We start from the raw sequence: 506 nt of genomic DNA, 5'->3' as shown, positions 1-506 counted from the left end.
GCCCAGGCACCGTTGCCCAAGGCTGTCGACGCCACCCCACTGGCTTCCGTCGTCTGGAGGATGAAATCCGGGAACCCGAGCAGCAGATCCCCGTAGTCGGCAATGCCGCCCACCGCCAGACCGTAGTCGCCGGTCGCAGCGCTGCCGTAGCCAATCGCCGTGCCGTAAGCACCCGATACCTCGCTGAAGGCACCCACCGCCGTCGAGTAGTCAACGCCCGCAGTGCTCGAGTAGCCCACCGAGGTCGACTGCAGCCCCTCGGCCGTCGACGCCGCACCGGTTGCAGTGCTGAAAGCACCGTTCGCCTGCGCGCCCGCGCCGAACGCAGAGGCGCCCAACTCCACGGCCATGGTCGTCTGGTCCAGCAACACCTCACCGGTGTTGGGGTCTTCGAAGTAAAGCAAGCCACCCACTGCGGTGGAAGAGTCGCCCTCGGCCACAGCGTTGTAGCCGGAAGCCGTGGCGTACTGGCCCAAGGCCGTCGCACCGCTGCCGAATGCCGAAGC

At 67.4% G+C, this 506-nt stretch carries 1 pseudogene; it reads right to left on the bottom strand.

Going from position 1 to position 506, the window contains the following annotated elements:
* Positions 1-506: pseudogene (locus ACW7G2_RS14060) on the bottom strand (hypothetical protein); the annotation flags it as partial.

Source organism: Luteimonas sp. A277, assembly GCF_054052045.1.
The sequence above is the reverse complement of the archived record's forward strand: the minus strand, read 5'-3'. Positions and strand labels throughout refer to the sequence as shown.